Genomic DNA, 14,713 nt, shown 5'->3' on the forward strand with positions numbered 1-14,713 from the left:
GTGAGCCTTTCTACCCTATGGCAAGATTGCTTATCTCAACTACAAGATCAGGTTTCCCCGATGGATCTCAGTACTTGGTTACGCCCACTACAAGCGGATTTAATCTCGCAAGATCAAGTGGTGTTATATGCGTCAAATATGTTTGTGAAAAGCTGGGTAGAAAATCATTACTTGGCCCAAATTCATCAAATTTGCCAAGCCCTTGCTAAAAATCCAAATTTACAAATTATCGTAAAAGAAGGGGTAAAACCAGCTCCAAAAGCAGTTGAAGCCCCAATTCAAACGAATAATCATCAAGAAAGTGCGGTGAGTTTTCAGCAAGAATCTGATTCATCCACTAAATTTGAATCACATCTAAATCGTAAACATTTATTCGAAAACTTTGTTGAAGGTAAATCAAACCAACTCGCTCGTGCTGTGGGTCAAAAACTTGCCCTTGCACCTGGTGAACCAACGGCAAACCCATTCTTTTTATATGGGGGGACTGGTTTAGGTAAAACTCACTTATTACACGCAATCGGTAATGGCATTTTAGCGAATAAACCGAATGCCCGCGTGCTTTATATCCATGCAAATAACTTTATGCAGCACATGGTAAAAGCAATGCGTGATAATAAAATGGATCAATTCAAAAAATTCTATCGTTCTCTTGATGCATTATTAGTGGATGATATTCAATTCTTCGCAGAAAAAGAAAAAACACAAGAAGAGTTTTTCCATATTTTCAATAGTTTATTTGAAACTGGCCGTCAAATTATTTTGACCTCTGACCGCTATCCAAAAGAAATTGAAAAAATTGAAGAACGCTTAAAATCTCGTTTCGGCTGGGGTTTAACCACTGCGATTGAACCACCTGATTTAGAAACTCGTGTTGCGATTTTGCTGAAAAAAGCAGAAGAACATCATATGGAACTGCCGGAAGAAGTGGCATTCTTTATTGCACAACGTTTACGCACCAATGTTCGTGAATTAGAAGGCGCATTAAACCGTGTGAAAGCGATGCAAGACTTCAAAGGTGGTCACATTGATATTGATTTTGTCCGTGACACATTAAAAGATATTCTCGCTTTACAAGAACGTTTGGTAACCATTGAAAATATTCAGAAAGTCGTGGCAGAATACTATCGAATTAAAGTGGCGGATTTAAAATCGAAAAGCAGAGCAAGATCAGTCACTCGCCCACGCCAAGTTGCGATGGCGTTAGCAAAAGAATTAACCAATAAAAGCTTACCGGAAATTGGCCGTGCCTTTGAACGCGACCATACGACAGTTTTAAATGCTTGTCGTGAAGTGCCAAAATTCCGTGAAAAAGACAGCAGTATTCAAGAAGATTGGGCGAATTTAATTCGCACATTATCTGCATAAGGAGCCAATGATGCAATTTAGCATTTCAAGAGAAAATCTATTAAAACCCTTACAGCAAGTTTGTGGCGTATTAAGCAATCGTCCGAATATTCCTGTATTAAATAACGTGTTATTACAAATTGAAGATAACCGTTTAACGATTACAGGTACAGACCTTGAAGTTGAGCTTTCTAGCTATACTCAACTTTCTTCTTCAACCGCTGATGGTGCGTTCACCATTCCGGCTAAAAAATTCTTAGATATTTGCCGTACGCTATCAGATGAATTTGAAATTACGGTCACCTTTGAGGAAGATCGTGCCATTGTAGAGTCTGGTCGCAGTAAATTTAATCTCACTACGCTACCTGCAGAAGAATACCCAAACCTGACAGATTGGCAATCTGAAGTGGATTTTGCCTTACCGCAAAGTACCTTGCGTCGCTTAATTGAAGCAACTCAATTTTCAATGGCAAACCAGGATGCCCGCTATTTCTTAAACGGCATGAAATTTGAAACCGAAGGTAATTTATTACGTACTGTTGCAACTGACGGTCACCGTCTTGCGGTTTGTACGATCGAATTAGATCAAGATCTGCAAACTCATTCAGTTATTCTTCCTCGTAAAGGTGTATTAGAACTAAACCGCTTATTAGAAAGCAGTGACGAGCTTGCTCGTTTGCAAATCGGTACTAATAATCTTCGTATTCACTTAAACCACATTGTGTTTACCTCAAAACTCATTGATGGTCGTTTCCCTGATTACCGTCGTGTATTACCACGTAATGCAACTCGTATCGTAGAAGGTAACTGGGAAACCTTAAAACAAGCCTTTATACGTGCATCTATTCTTTCAAATGAACGTGTACGTAGCGTGCGTTTAAACTTAAGTGAAAACCAACTTAAAATTACCGCATCTAACCCTGAACACGAAGTGGCAGAAGAAATCGTGGATGTGAATTACCAAGGCGAAGAAATGGAAGTGGGCTTTAATGTGACTTACATTTTAGACGTATTGAATGCCTTAAAATGCCAACAAGTACGTATTCGCCTAACAGATGCATCATCAAGCTGCTTAATTGAAAACAGCGAAGATGCAAGCGCAGAATACGTCATTATGCCAATGCGCCTCTAGAAATAATGGCCATTTCCCGCTTAATTGTTGAAAAATTTAGAAATTTAAATGCCGTGGATCTTGAATTTGATCACGGCTTTAACTTTTTAGTCGGCAACAACGGCAGCGGAAAAACGAGCTTATTAGAAGCAATTTTTTATCTCGGACATGGACGCTCTTTCAAAAGTGCGGTCGTAAATCGCATTATTTCTTACGACGAACCTCATTTCACGCTTTTTGGCCAAATTCAAGAAAGTCAGCATCAATGGTCTGTAGGCTTACAAAAACTTCGTCAAGGTAATACCATTGCGAAAATAAATGGTGAAGACGGCAATAAAATTGCCGATCTCGCTCACCTTTTACCCATGCAATTAATTACGCCTGAAGGACTTACCCTATTAAACGGTGGACCAAGTTTTCGACGTGCATTTTTAGATTGGGGTTTATTCCACCACCATAATAGCTTTCATTCCTCTTGGGTCGCCTTAAACCGTTTATTAAAGCAGCGAAATGCCGCACTCAGTCAAAATCAGCCTTATTCTGCAATAAAAATATGGGACATTGAATTAGCTAAATTAGCCCATCAAGTGAGTGATTGGCGCGCTGAATACGCGGAGGCTTTACGTCCTGAGATCGAAAAAACCTGCCAGTTATTTTTACCTGAATTAGAGATTACTGTGAGCTTTCATCAAGGCTGGGAGAAAGAGACAGAATATGGTGAATTATTGGCGCAAAACTTTGAGCGAGATAAAGCCATTGGCTATACGGTTTCTGGTCCACAAAAAGCCGATTTCCGTTTTAAAGCCAATGGACTCCCCGTGGAAGATGTACTCTCTCGTGGTCAATTAAAATTATTGATGTGTGCGCTACGTTTAGCCCAAGGTGAGCATTTAATGATTCAAAAACAACGTCATTGTATCTTTCTAATTGATGACTTTGCCTCAGAGTTGGATCAACATAAACGTGCGCTTCTAGCTGAACGCTTGCAACAAAGTGGTTCTCAAGTTTTCGTAACCGCTATTACTCAAGGCCAACTCAAAGAAATGCAGGTTGGTAAAGGGAAATTATTCCAAGTGGATACAGGTAAGATCACCGAATTGCAACCATAAAAAATAATCCGATCTGTTTAAAGATCGGATTACGTTTAAAACAATGCTATTTTTGACCGCACTTTAGTTTGGTTTCCATTCACCATTCAATATGGTACCAATCACATCATAATCTTTTGTGAATACAGCCAAATTAGCCACTTTACCCGCTTCAACAGAACCTAAACGGTCATCTACGCCAATCGCTCTTGCTGGGTACAGGTTACTCATACGAATCGCTTCTGCTAATGGAATTTCCACATACTCTACAGCATTCTTAATAGATTCCATCATGGTAATCGATGCGCCCGCAATCGTACCATTTGCATCGTAGCAACGACCTTCTTTCACATAAATCGGTTTTCCTACAAAAGTGAAAGTTTCCAATTCAGGTGGTGCACCTGCAGCAGCAAGAGAATCGGTTACAATGCAAAGTTTGTCACCTTTCGCTTTTTTATCTAAGCGAACGTTACCAAAATTCACATGCACGCCATCTACAATAATCCCCGTGTAAACATCGGAATCTAACACTGCGCCAACTACGCCCATCGCACGTCCTGAACTGATCGGCGACATCGCATTATGCAAGTGTGTCGCAAAAGTTGCCCCTTTATGAAAGGCGGCTTTTGCTACTTCATAAGTCGCATTAGAATGGCCAATAGACACAATAATGCCTGCTTTCACAAAATCAGGAATATATTGCACCGTTGGGTTTTCAGCAGCAATAGTTAACTTAGTAATCACATCCGCATTATCACACAAGAAATCTTTCATCTCTGGCGTCGCTTCACGGATATATTCCGGACGATGCACACCTTTTTTCTCAAGACTTAAATAAGGGCCTTCGATGTGTAAGCCAAGCGCTTGATTTTTATGCTTATTCAAATACTCACGCATAATATTTACTGCGCGTTTTATATCTTCATCTGGTGCAGTAATAAACGTTGGCAAGAAACTGGTACAGCCTGATTTTAAGTTCGTGGCTTGCATAATTTCTAATGTTTCCACGCTTGTTTGATCGTTAAACATCACACCGCCGCAGCCGTTTAATTGCAAATCAATAAAACCTGCAGTGAGATTATGCCCTTTTAAATCAATGGTTTTAATCCCGCTTTCTAATTCGCTTTGTGGAATAACGGATTGAATATATTCCCCTTCAATAACCACTGCATAATCTCTTAAGACTTCATTTTTCGTGTAGATTACGCTGTTAATTAATGCATACTTCATCATACCTTCCTAAAATCAAATTAAAATTAACCGCACTTATAATACACTATGAATCGCGCGACCTTCCAATTCAGTAAAATATTTCACTGTTTTGACTTTCAATTCTTGCAATGCTGGCTCATCACATACCAAAACGAAATGACGATGAAGCTGTAAAGCACTCACTGTCCAAAGGTGATTAATACTGCCCTCTACGGCGGCTTGTACGGCTAAGGCTTTATTATAACCCGTTGCTAAAATCATCACTTCTTCTGCATCAAGTAATGTCCCTACACCTATTGTTAAGGCATATTTTGGTACTTGATTTACGTCATTATTAAAGAAACGAGAATTCGCAATAATAGTATCTGGCGTTAAAGTTTTAATACGGGTACGCGAACTTAAAGAAGACGCAGGTTCATTAAAGGCAATATGTCCGTCAACACCTACACCGCCCATAAACAAATGAATTTTGCCATAAGATTTAATTTTTTCTTCATAACGGCGGCATTCTTCATCATGGTCATTGGTATTACCATTTAAAATATTGATATTTTGCGGTTGAATATCAATATGGTTGAAGAAATTATTATGCATAAAACTGTGATAGCTTTCTGGATGTTCTTTTGGTAAACCCACATATTCATCCATATTGAAAGTCACCACATGTTTAAAACTCACTTCTCCTGCTTGATTTAATTTAATCAATTCTTGATAGGTCTTAAGTGGCGTACCACCTGTTGGTAAACCTAATACAAAAGGACGTTCTGCGGTAGGTTTAAAATGATTAATTCGATCAGCAATATGACGCGCCGCCCAACGGCTGACTTGTTGTTCATTATTCAGAGGAATGAGACGCATAATAACCTTCCTTATCGGTACCACACCGACATTCTTTCCTCTCCGATAGAGAGAGGAAAGAAGTAAGTGCGGTCACTTTTCCATTAATTTATAAATATTTTGCTTTTAACTCTTTCGCTTTCGCTAATTGCTCTGGCGTTGCTTTCGCTGTCATTGGCTCACGGCAATAACCTGCATCCACACCATCTAGTTTCAATAACTCTTTGATAGTGAGATATAAGCCATTCGCTAAAATGCCTTCGATAAGATCATTGGTCACATGTTGAACTTGAAGCGCATCAGCCAATTTACCTTGTTTGGTTAATTCAAAGATTTGTCTTGCGCGTACACCATTAACATTGAATGTACTACCAATTGCACCATCCACACCTAAAGATACTGCAGGTACCATCATTTCATCAAAACCAGCCCAAATGAGGTGATTTGGATAAGCTTTTTTCAAGCGTTCTAATAGATAGAAATCCCCAGCGGTAAATTTCACACCTAGCACTTTCGGGTTTTTATAAAGTTCGCCGAATTGTTCAATACCCATGTTCACGCCAGTTAAGAACGGAATTGAGTACACGATCATGTTATTGCCCGTTTCTGCAATAATGGTGTCGTAGTAATGTTTGATTTCAGGGAAGCTGAATTTATAGTAGAAAGGCGTTACCGCAGAAAGACTGTCATAGCCTAATTCGGTTGCATATTTACCTAATTCCACTGCTTCGTGTAAGTTTACGCTACCCACTTGTGCGATTAACGCGACTTGGTCTTTCGCTTCATCTTTCGCGATACGGAAAATTTGTTTTTTCTCTTCCGTAGAAAGCATGAAGTTTTCACCTGTTGAGCCGCCTACATATAAACCATCAATTTTCATCTTATCAATGTTATAGCGAATAATTTCACGCAAACCTTTTTCATTGATAGAGCCATCTTCATTGAATGATACTAATAACGCACTAAAAATACCTTTTAAGTTACGCATTTTTCTCTCCTATTTAATACGTTGTTCTAAAATGACATTTAATGTTTTTTGCTTTATTTTGACCGCACTTTCCTGCGATGCCTGTACCAATAAAGCATAAATCAAATCTAATACGAATAATTGAGCAATCTTCGTGCCGATAGAGTCGCCTTGTAACTTGCCTTGCTTATTGCCATTCACTAAAACCAGATCGGCATATTCAGTGATTGGAGAACGCAAACTGTGTGTAATCGCAATGGTTTTGGCGCCATTTTCTTTAGCGATTTTCATGGTATGAGTGGTTTCTTGAGAATAACCGGAATGGCTCAAACCAATTGCCACATCCTTTTTCGTCAATAACGATGCCTGCATATACATAAAATGATTATTACCTGTCGCATCCACTTGCACACCGATACGCATCAATTTATTTTTGGCATCCTCTGCTGTAATACCCGATGTGCCCACACCAAATAAAAAGACACGATTCGCTTGCTGAATGGCTTTTACGGCCTCTTCCAACTGCTCAAAATCTAATAAATTAATGGTTTCATCCATCACGTTATTGATGGCAGATTTCAGCTTATGCGCAATATTCAATGAGTTGTCAGAATCGGTAATATCTGAATCTAATACGGTGTTATCTTTACCATCTTTCGTCGCAAGCTCGATGGATAATTCCAATTTAAAATCACTGAAGCCTTTAAAGCCGAGAGTGCGGCAAAAACGCACAAAGGTCGCTTCCCCTACTTCTAAATGAGCCGCAATTTCAGCTAGAGGACATTGCACCGCAAGATCAGGATTCAATAAAATCGCATCCGCAATTTTCTTTTCAGTTTTCGTTAAACTGCGATATAACGAGCTGATGGTATTTAAAATATTGCCATTTTTAGCCATAAACCACTCCCGTATTTTTTGCTTGTAATAAGCAATCTTTTACCCAGTAAGCTGCACCAATCAAGCCAGCATCTTGCCCGAATTTAGCACTTTCTAATTCACAATGATAAACAGCAGGAAGTTCACTTAATAAAGATTGAACCAACGGTAAATAACCGTCTGCTAATCCGACACTACCGCCAACCACGACTTTCTGCATATCTAAGCCAATCTTCAAATCTGCAATTAAATTCGCGATAGCTTGAGCTGAACGTGTGACAAGTGCGGTTGCTTTTTCATCATTTTGACGAAAACGTGCAAAAACTTCTTTCGGATCACAAGGATCATCCCATTGAGAAGAAACCGCTTCAATAGCTCGACCTGATGCAATGGCTTCGACACAACCATGCCGACCACAGCCGCAAACGGGGCCATTAGGATCGGCCAAAGTATGACCTATATGCCCTGCAATGCCGTTTGGCTCAGTGAGCAAACGATGATTTAAAATTAAACCGCCACCTACGCCTGTGGAAACCGTAATAAAGGTAAAGTTTTGCACATCATCAGGATTTTGTAGTTGATACTCTGCATAGGCTGCAGCTTGCACGTCATTAAGCAACCCAATCGGTTTATCAGTATGCTGTGCAATGCTGTCTTTTAGCGGAAATTGGGCTAATCCACCCAAATTTTTAGGGTTAAGTGCGGTCAAAACGCCTTGGTTAATAATGCCCGTTGAAGCAACGGCGACATAATCAAACTGTCCTTCATATTCTTTTAACAACTGAGCAAGGGTTTGATGCATAGCTTGTGTGGCATCATCTTGTGGCGTGGAAATCTGTTTTCGCTGTTGAATCTCACCATTTTTCACTATAGCAGAAGCGATTTTTGTGCCACCAATATCTAATGCCAAACAACGCTGTAATGCTTGACCACTATCCACTGTTAATGACATGTCTTCTTCCTTTATTTTTTTGCTGAATGAATGGCTTTAGCAAACCAGCTTACAATATGCTCTAAACGCGTTAATGCAGAACCAACTGTCACGCAATAAGCACCAATTTCAATGGCTGTTTTCGCCAACTCAGGGGTGTTATAACGGCCTTCCGCCATGACACGACAGCCTGCGGCTTTCAAATCTTTGACTAATTGATAATCAGGCTCTTCAGGTACAGCACCACCTGTGTAGCCAGACATCGTACTACCCACAATATCAAAACCGAGTTTTTGGCAGTACAAGCCTTCTTCTAAATTCGAACAATCCGCCATGGCTAAACAGCCTAATTCGTGGATTTTTTTGACCGCACTTTCAATATCTACTGGTCTAGGGCGATTTGTCCCATCCACGGCAATAATATCTGCACCGGCTTTCGCTAAATCTTCAATATCATGCAAAAATGGGGTAATTCGCACTGGGCTGTCAGGTAAATCACGTTTCACAATACCAATAATCGGCACATTCACGGTAGGGCGTGTTGCTTTGAGATTTTCTACGCCCTCAATACGCAATCCGGCTGCGCCACCAATAACAGAAGCCTGCGCCATCGCCGCCACGATTTCTGGTTTATCCATCGGGCCGTCATCGACAGGCTGACAAGAAGCAATAAGACCAAATTTGATTTTATCTAAGACTTCATTATGTGATAATTTCGACATATAAACTCCTATATTAGACAGTAACACTTGGTGTCCTTTTGGCTCTTTCGTCATTATAGTAAAACTCACACCATAAAAAAATATTTTTTGAAGTTTAATTTCAAAATTTGTGATCGGCTTCTCAAATTTAAGATAAAGTGACAACATCTATACAAAATATTTTTTTTTACTTTAAAATATGAAGTAATACTTCATTACTTATAAATAGGAGAAAAAAATGAATGTGTTAGGTTATGCGCAAAAAATTGGGCAGGCCTTGATGGTACCTGTCGCTGTCTTACCAGCAGCTGCTGTACTGATGGGTATCGGTTATTGGCTTGACCCTGATGGCTGGGGTGCAAACAGTCAACTTGCTGCATTTTTAATTAAATCAGGCGGTGCTATCATCGATAACATGGGCCTGCTTTTTGCCGTTGGCGTTGCTTTCGGTTTATCTAAGGACAAACATGGTTCTGCTGCACTTTCAGGTTTAGTTGGCTACTATGTGGTAACCACTCTACTTTCACCTGGCAGCGTTGCTCAGCTACAACATATCGATGTAAGTGAAGTGCCAGCTGCCTTCGGGAAAATCAATAACCAATTTATTGGGATTTTGATCGGGGTGATTTCAGCTGAACTTTATAACCGCTTCTATCAAGTGGAATTGCCAAAAGCACTTTCCTTCTTCAGCGGAAAACGTCTCGTACCGATTGTTGTGTCTTTTGTCATGATGCTTCTCAGTTTCGTCTTGCTCTACATCTGGCCATATATTTTCGGCGGTTTAGTGTCATTCGGTGAAAGCATTAAAGACTTAGGTGCGGTTGGTGCAGGTCTTTACGGTTTCTTCAACCGTTTACTCATCCCTGTTGGCTTACACCACGCATTAAACTCTGTATTCTGGTTTGACGTTGCAGGCATTAACGATATTCCAAACTTCTTAGGTGGTGCAAAATCACTTGCTGAAGGTACTGCAACAGTTGGTGTAACCGGTATGTATCAAGCTGGTTTCTTCCCTGTCATGATGTTCGGTTTACCGGGTGCGGCATTAGCGATTTATCTCAGTGCTAAACCAAGCCAAAAAACGAAAGTCGCATCAATCATGCTTGCCGGTGCGTTTGCCTCATTCTTCACTGGTATCACCGAGCCATTAGAATTCTCTTTCATGTTTGTTGCGCCAGTGCTTTACTTCATCCACGCAGTATTAACCGGTATTTCTGTCTTTATCGCCGCAACAATGCATTGGATCGCAGGCTTCGGTTTCAGTGCGGGTCTCGTGGATATGGTGCTTTCATCACGCAACCCATTAGCCGTTGAATGGTATATGCTCATCGTACAAGGCTTAGTATTCTTCGTGATTTACTACGTGGTATTCCGTTTTGCAATTAAAGCGTTCAACTTAAAAACATTAGGTCGTACCGAAGAAGCGGAAGAAACCACTACTGCACAACCAGTAGCAAGCCAATCTCGCGAAGAAAGAGCGGTCAAATTTATTGATGCTTTAGGTGGTGCAGATAACTTCAAAAATATTGATGCTTGTATCACTCGCTTACGTTTGAGCTTAGTGGATCAACACAAAATTAATGAAGAACAGCTTAAGTCTCTTGGCGCAAAAGGTATCGTGAAAATCGGTAACGATGGCTTACAAGTGGTTCTCGGCCCTGAAGCTGAACTTGTGGCAGAAGCCATGAAACAAAAAGTAAAATAAAATACACCAAATGAAATACCGACTCAGAAATGGGTCGGTATTTTTTTGCCAAAAATAAAGTAAAAAATGACCGCACTTTAACCGAGAATTTCTCGTTTGAAGTGATTTTGATGAATGTTTGAAAATTGAAGATTGTTTTGAAGGGTGGTGGAACTAAGCAGAATTGGTCTTAACAGCAAGTGGCTTACTGCATCGCATCCCTGCGGGATTTCTACCTAGCCCACCATAGATTTAAAGCATCTCTGGGGTTCCAGTCTGCGATATAAAATTAAAAGATTAAGTATCTTTTAAAAGCCACTTATTATATTCAGGAGACCAATCCTGACTTCCAAACAAACCACGTTGGAAGGCAGTATTATGATAGAAGTCTTCCGCAATTTTGTCAATTAAGATATTGCACTAAAAGAAGTATTTTTTCGCTTTTCGTATAAAAATTAACAAAGCCATTTCAACTATCACATCAATGTAACAAAAACAAAATAACCGTCTGATTAGAGACGGTTATTTTTGCTATCTTGTGCCATAAACCACAATGGTTTTGCCGTGTGCATGAATGAGATTTTGATCTTCCAGCATCTTAATGATTCGCCCTACGGTTTCACGCGAACAACCTACCATTTGACCGATTTCCTGACGTGTAATTTTAATCTGCATACCATCAGGATGCGTCATCGCTTCAGGTTGTTTTGCTAAATGCATAAGCGCCTGAGCAATACGCCCTGCCACATCTAAAAAGGCCAAGTTAGTCACTTGTCGCGATGTATTTTGCAAGCGTTTTGATAACTGAGAAGTAAGGAACATTAAAATCTCAGGATTAATTTGGATAAGCTGACGATATTTTTTATAGGAAATTTCTGCAATTTCACAAGGGGTTTTCGTTTTCACCCAAGCAGAACGTTTCGAGCCTTCATCAAATAAACCCGCTTCACCAAAAAATTGTCCGGCACCTAAATAAGATAAAATCATCTCTTTGCCTTCATCATCTTTCGATGAAACCATCACGGTTCCTTTAATTAAGAAATATAAAATATTGGCATCTTCACCCGCATGAATTAAGGTCGATTTTGCTGGATATTTATGTAAATGACAGTGAGTAAGGAACCAATCCAGAGCAGGATCTCGCTGCTGATCATCGTCCTGCGGCTTTTGTTCTTCTAATAATTCGACATTTTCTGACATATAAGCTCCTATTGATTTATTTTAGAAATTCCATTTTATCTTTTATATCAATGGATTCATGTAACTCTGACCAAACAATCACTGCACTTCCATTGTGAATCTTGTTTAGTAGGTGTTGTTTTTTTTGTTCTAAAGAAAATTCGTGTGAACCATAATCGGTACCTTCTCTAAGTACCACACTTTCCACAATATTTTCTAAGGTTTCTGTTGGCAATTCTTGCCACGGAATAATCATATATTTATCAACTAAAGTCAATTAAGCAAAAAGCGGTTCTAGAAAACGCCATTGCTGTTCAAAACTTTGATTTGCGCCTAAACGGAAATTTGTACGGACATAACGCATAAACTGCCCTTCACAAAGCGTCACTAAATGCCCCGCAATAATGCGTTCATCGACGTTAAAACCGCGCCCTTCGCGTAATTTTCGCATTTGTAAAATATTCACAAATTGCATTTCAAGACGATCGAAAAATTGCGCAACACGAGCCTGTAAAAGAGGTTCTTCAAACATCAATGCATGTCCGGTTAAAATACGTGTTAACCCTGGGTTTTTACGCGCAAAGTCGAGGATCATCTGCATAATGTCACGCACTCGATTCATCGTATTGGTTTCATTACGAATTGATGTGGTGATACGGCTAAATAAATTCGCTTCGATATTATCGATCAACGCTTCAAACATTTTGGTTTTACTTGGGAAGTAACGATAAAGCGCCGCTTCTGACACACCGACTTCTTCCGCCAAACGCGCTGTTGTCATACGCTCCATTCCGCGTTCAGAATGTAGCATATGCGTAAGCACCGTCAACACTTGTTGCCGACGTTCTTTTACCGTACGTTTTTCGATTTTTGGCGGTTTGATTTCCGCGGCAATCTCATCAACTTCTACGAGAGATAATTGTTCTACCATAGTTTATTTTTTACCTGAATGACCAAAACCGCCCTCACCGCGTTCAGTTTCGGTAAATTCGCTGACAATATTGAATTCCGCTTGTACGACTGGCACAAAGACTAACTGTGAGATGCGATCGCCGACTTCAATTTTGAACGGTTCATGACCACGATTCCATACAGACACCATTAATGGACCTTGGTAATCTGAATCAATTAAGCCCACTAAGTTACCTAATACGATACCGTGTTTATGACCTAAACCAGAACGAGGCAGAATCACTGCTGCAAGGTTCGGATCGGCAATATAAATTGAAAGGCCTGTCGGGATAAGTTTAGTTTCGCCTGGTTGAATTTCAATGCCTTCTTCAAGCAATGCACGTAAATCCAAACCTGCTGAACCTTCGGTTGCATAGGTTGGTAAAGGAAATTCGTTGCCAATACGGCTATCTAAAATTTTTACATCAATTTTTTTCATGCTTATTTATCCTTTAAAAGAAATCTGTCATACAAAAGTGCGGTCACAAAATCCAACGAATTTTAAACGTATTTTATTTGTGATAATGCTCAACAATTTCGGTGACCAACACTTCTGCCAATTTATTTTTATCAGCTAACGGCAACGCTTTTTCACCTGTTTTCCAAAAGATCTGCAAAGCATTTTGGTCTTGTCCGAATACTTGCCCACCCGATACATCATTGGCACAAATCATATCTAAATTTTTGCGTTGAAGTTTGCTCTTCGCATACTCAGCGACATTTTGCGTTTCAGCCGCAAAGCCCACAACAAATGGACGATCTTTTTCTAAACTTGCCACACTTGCGATAATGTCTGGATTTTTCACCAATTTAAGAGAAAGCTCATCGTTATCATTGGTTTTCTTAATTTTTTGATCAGCAACTTCCGCAACTCGATAATCAGCCACCGCAGCACAGCCAATAAAGATGCGATTTTTGACCGCACTTTCAAGGGAGGCTTGCCACATTTCATGGGCAGTTGTCACATCAATACGATGAACATTTTTCGGTGTAGCCAGATTAACAGGCCCTGCAATTAAGGTGACGTTTGCCCCACGTTTTGCAAAAGCCTCGGCAATTGCAAAGCCCATTTTGCCTGAGCTGTGATTAGAAATATAACGAACAGGATCGATAGCTTCACGCGTCGGACCTGCCGTAATGGTGACACTTAAATCGGCTAAATCCTGCTGAACAGCAAAAAGTGATTGAAGTGATTCGAAAATTTCAGCGGGCTCGGACATTCTACCAGCCCCCACATCGCCACAAGCTTGAAAGCCACTATTTGGCCCAACAAAATGAATACCTCGCGCAGAAAGGGCAGTCAAATTTTGTTGTGTAATCGCCTGGTGGTACATTTGCTGATTCATCGCCGGTGCGAGCAAAATAGGTGCACTTGTCGCGAGACAGATCGTACTGAGTAAATCATTTGCCATTCCAACGGTTAAACGCGCAATAAAATCGGCGCTAGCTGGCGCAATCACAATCGCATCAGCCCATTTGGCCAGCTCAATATGTCCCATGGCTAATTCAGCTTGTGGATCAAGTAAAGATTGAGAAACCGCATTACCCGAAATGGCTTGTAGCGTTAAAGGTGTGACAAATTCAGCAGCGGCAGGCGTTAAAGCCACTCGAACTTCTGCGTTAGATTTGCGTAACAAACGAATAAACTCAATGGTTTTATAGGCGGCAATGCCTCCTGTAATTCCGACAACAATACGCTTTCCGCTCAAGCTCATTTGCTACTCCGCTAAGACTTAATAGAATGGATATGTTTTTTGTGTGTTAGTACTTAACAACTTAAGGCTGTCTATTTTACTTCAAATTTCACCAATAAAAAATTTTATTTTTGCGAT

The 14,713-nt window shown here is 40.1% G+C and carries 15 protein-coding genes; 4 read left to right on the forward strand and 11 right to left on the reverse strand.

The window, feature by feature from the left end; translation table 11 throughout:
• Genes dnaA through recF form a run of 3 tightly spaced genes read left to right on the forward strand, consistent with a single transcriptional unit; the run spans position 1 to position 3,564 of the window.
• On the forward strand, positions 1-1,365 hold the full coding sequence (gene dnaA / locus INP93_RS00005) for a chromosomal replication initiator protein DnaA (RefSeq protein WP_197544795.1): 1,365 nt from the start codon (positions 1-3) through the stop codon (positions 1,363-1,365).
• 10 nt (positions 1,366-1,375) lie between these two features.
• Positions 1,376-2,476, forward strand: coding sequence for a DNA polymerase III subunit beta (gene dnaN / locus INP93_RS00010; RefSeq protein WP_128787990.1), 1,101 nt, complete (start codon positions 1,376-1,378; stop codon positions 2,474-2,476).
• 5 nt (positions 2,477-2,481) lie between these two features.
• The gene (gene recF / locus INP93_RS00015) at positions 2,482-3,564 is read left to right on the forward strand and encodes a DNA replication/repair protein RecF (RefSeq protein ID WP_197544796.1); all 1,083 of its coding nucleotides are present in this window, start codon (positions 2,482-2,484) and stop codon (positions 3,562-3,564) included.
• 63 nt (positions 3,565-3,627) lie between these two features.
• On the opposite strand, the gene nagA is transcribed toward recF, so the two are convergent.
• The 6 genes from nagA to INP93_RS00045 form a co-directional block, all read right to left on the reverse strand.
• Positions 3,628-4,773, reverse strand: coding sequence for an N-acetylglucosamine-6-phosphate deacetylase (gene nagA, locus INP93_RS00020; protein WP_197545301.1), 1,146 nt, complete (start codon positions 4,771-4,773; stop codon positions 3,628-3,630).
• A gap of 36 nt (positions 4,774-4,809) precedes the next feature.
• Positions 4,810-5,613, reverse strand: a complete 804-nt coding sequence (nagB, locus tag INP93_RS00025) for a glucosamine-6-phosphate deaminase (protein WP_197544797.1) — start codon at positions 5,611-5,613, stop codon at positions 4,810-4,812.
• 88 nt (positions 5,614-5,701) lie between these two features.
• Positions 5,702-6,580 (reverse strand): N-acetylneuraminate lyase, encoded by an 879-nt coding sequence (nanA, locus tag INP93_RS00030; protein WP_005695560.1) that lies wholly within the window; start codon positions 6,578-6,580, stop codon positions 5,702-5,704.
• 9 nt (positions 6,581-6,589) lie between these two features.
• Positions 6,590-7,456 (reverse strand): MurR/RpiR family transcriptional regulator, encoded by an 867-nt coding sequence (locus INP93_RS00035; protein WP_014064022.1) that lies wholly within the window; start codon positions 7,454-7,456, stop codon positions 6,590-6,592.
• Entirely contained in the window at positions 7,449-8,387 is a 939-nt protein-coding gene (locus tag INP93_RS00040; protein WP_197544798.1) for an N-acetylmannosamine kinase, read from the reverse strand. The genes INP93_RS00035 and INP93_RS00040 overlap by 8 nt, the downstream gene beginning before the upstream one ends.
• 11 nt (positions 8,388-8,398) lie before the next feature.
• Positions 8,399-9,088 carry an N-acetylmannosamine-6-phosphate 2-epimerase gene (locus INP93_RS00045; protein WP_049372873.1) on the reverse strand — a complete coding sequence of 230 codons (690 nt, stop codon included), beginning with the start codon at positions 9,086-9,088 and terminating at the stop codon, positions 8,399-8,401.
• 217 nt (positions 9,089-9,305) lie between these two features.
• Between INP93_RS00045 and nagE the strand changes: the two genes are divergently transcribed.
• On the forward strand, positions 9,306-10,772 hold the full coding sequence (nagE, locus tag INP93_RS00050; protein ID WP_197544799.1) for an N-acetylglucosamine-specific PTS transporter subunit IIBC: 1,467 nt from the start codon (positions 9,306-9,308) through the stop codon (positions 10,770-10,772).
• Between the two features lie 510 nt (positions 10,773-11,282).
• On the opposite strand, the gene crp is transcribed toward nagE, so the two are convergent.
• The 5 genes from crp to coaBC form a co-directional block, all read right to left on the reverse strand.
• Entirely contained in the window at positions 11,283-11,951 is a 669-nt protein-coding gene (gene crp, locus INP93_RS00055; protein WP_049369445.1) for a cAMP-activated global transcriptional regulator CRP, read from the reverse strand.
• Between the two features lie 16 nt (positions 11,952-11,967).
• Positions 11,968-12,186, reverse strand: coding sequence for a YheU family protein (locus tag INP93_RS00060; RefSeq protein ID WP_005695554.1), 219 nt, complete (start codon positions 12,184-12,186; stop codon positions 11,968-11,970).
• Positions 12,187-12,207: 21 nt separating this feature from the next.
• On the reverse strand, positions 12,208-12,861 hold the full coding sequence (slmA, locus tag INP93_RS00065; protein ID WP_005698358.1) for a nucleoid occlusion factor SlmA: 654 nt from the start codon (positions 12,859-12,861) through the stop codon (positions 12,208-12,210).
• 3 nt (positions 12,862-12,864) lie between these two features.
• Positions 12,865-13,320, reverse strand: coding sequence for a dUTP diphosphatase (gene dut / locus INP93_RS00070; RefSeq protein ID WP_197544800.1), 456 nt, complete (start codon positions 13,318-13,320; stop codon positions 12,865-12,867).
• A 73-nt stretch (positions 13,321-13,393) separates the two neighbouring features.
• A complete protein-coding gene (gene coaBC, locus INP93_RS00075; protein WP_197544801.1) occupies positions 13,394-14,596 on the reverse strand; it encodes a bifunctional phosphopantothenoylcysteine decarboxylase/phosphopantothenate--cysteine ligase CoaBC in 1,203 nt (400 codons plus the stop codon).
• Positions 14,597-14,713: the final 117 nt, after the last annotated feature.

It is taken from the genome of Haemophilus parainfluenzae (assembly GCF_014931415.1).
Lineage (GTDB): Bacteria > Pseudomonadota > Gammaproteobacteria > Enterobacterales > Pasteurellaceae > Haemophilus_D > Haemophilus_D parainfluenzae_AF.

Coding starts and splice junctions, on each gene's coding strand:
- INP93_RS00040 (WP_197544798.1), bottom strand. CDS start 8,387: ATGTCATTAACAGTGGATAGTGGTCAAGCATTACAGCGTTGTTTGGCA.
- INP93_RS00035 (WP_014064022.1), bottom strand. CDS start 7,456: ATGGCTAAAAATGGCAATATTTTAAATACCATCAGCTCGTTATATCGC.
- nanA (WP_005695560.1), bottom strand. CDS start 6,580: ATGCGTAACTTAAAAGGTATTTTTAGTGCGTTATTAGTATCATTCAAT.
- slmA (WP_005698358.1), bottom strand. CDS start 12,861: ATGGTAGAACAATTATCTCTCGTAGAAGTTGATGAGATTGCCGCGGAA.
- nagB (WP_197544797.1), bottom strand. CDS start 5,613: ATGCGTCTCATTCCTCTGAATAATGAACAACAAGTCAGCCGTTGGGCG.
- crp (WP_049369445.1), bottom strand. CDS start 11,951: ATGTCAGAAAATGTCGAATTATTAGAAGAACAAAAGCCGCAGGACGAT.
- nagE (WP_197544799.1), top strand. CDS start 9,306: ATGAATGTGTTAGGTTATGCGCAAAAAATTGGGCAGGCCTTGATGGTA.
- recF (WP_197544796.1), top strand. CDS start 2,482: ATGGCCATTTCCCGCTTAATTGTTGAAAAATTTAGAAATTTAAATGCC.
- dnaN (WP_128787990.1), top strand. CDS start 1,376: ATGCAATTTAGCATTTCAAGAGAAAATCTATTAAAACCCTTACAGCAA.
- nagA (WP_197545301.1), bottom strand. CDS start 4,773: ATGAAGTATGCATTAATTAACAGCGTAATCTACACGAAAAATGAAGTC.
- INP93_RS00045 (WP_049372873.1), bottom strand. CDS start 9,088: ATGTCGAAATTATCACATAATGAAGTCTTAGATAAAATCAAATTTGGT.
- coaBC (WP_197544801.1), bottom strand. CDS start 14,596: ATGAGCTTGAGCGGAAAGCGTATTGTTGTCGGAATTACAGGAGGCATT.
- INP93_RS00060 (WP_005695554.1), bottom strand. CDS start 12,186: ATGATTATTCCGTGGCAAGAATTGCCAACAGAAACCTTAGAAAATATT.
- dut (WP_197544800.1), bottom strand. CDS start 13,320: ATGAAAAAAATTGATGTAAAAATTTTAGATAGCCGTATTGGCAACGAA.